1 protein-coding gene and 1 pseudogene are annotated in these 858 nt (G+C 58.3%); both read left to right on the top strand.

What is annotated here, in order from left to right; genetic code table 11:
• The first annotated feature begins 147 nt into the window (after positions 1–147).
• Entirely contained in the window at positions 148–540 is a 393-nt protein-coding gene (gene tnpA, locus ACFQEU_RS16885; RefSeq protein ID WP_379784026.1) for an IS200/IS605 family transposase, read from the top strand.
• Between the two features lie 2 nt (positions 541–542).
• Positions 543–858 (top strand): annotated as a pseudogene (locus tag ACFQEU_RS16880) (RNA-guided endonuclease TnpB family protein); the annotation flags it as partial.

Here is an 858-nt window from a genome sequence, read left to right as displayed (position 1 = left end):
CCTATCTTTTTTCAAGGCGAGAATCCCGCTGTTTACGGCGGGCGTGAAGCCGACAACTCCTATACGAACCACCGTCGGTTGCAGGCCGAATACCCCACGACTGCAAACATTTATTAGAATTGGGTGTGCAGAAATCAGTACGGCCAAATGAAGTACAACCTCGAAACCGGGTCGCACACGGTCTACGCACTCCAATATCACTTCGTGACCGTCACGAAGTACCGCGCAGACCTACTCACCGACGAAATCGCAGAACGGGTCGGTGAGATTGCCAGCGACATCTCAGAGGATTTCGGCGTGAACATCCAGAACGTCAACGGCGGAAGCGACCACGTTCACATCCTCTTCACGGCGAAGCCAACGACTGACCTCACCAAGTTCATCAACTCGCTCAAGGGCGTCACGTCCCGCAAAATCCGTGACGAGAACCCCGAGGTTCGGCAGGCACTCAACAAAGCGTTCTGGCAACCGGGATACTTCCTCGCCACCACCGGCCAAGTGAGCATCGACGTACTCATGAAGTACGTCGAGGGGCAGTAGCGATGTCCACGACCGTCACGAAGACGTTGCAGGCGACGTTCGCGCCCCCCACCGCGCACAAGCAGTCGAAACTCAACGACCTGCTCGACACGTACCGTGACGGTCTGCAAGAGGCGTTCGACGCCGGGGCGAGTACCATGTCGGCGGTGAGCGACATCGTGACGCCCTACGACCTGCCGTATCAGGCCAAAGCCGCGCTCTGCAACTACGTCCCGAAACTCCGCAAGACGTACAACGCGAAGGAGTTGGACGACGGCCACCCGATACGGCTCACGAACCAAGCCGCGAAGTTCGACCACTCCGACGAGCGCGACTACG

It is taken from the genome of Halorubrum tibetense (assembly GCF_042661865.1).
Lineage (GTDB): Archaea > Halobacteriota > Halobacteria > Halobacteriales > Haloferacaceae > Halorubrum > Halorubrum tibetense.
Note: the sequence above shows the minus strand (reverse complement) of the source record. Positions and strands in the feature narration are given on the sequence as shown.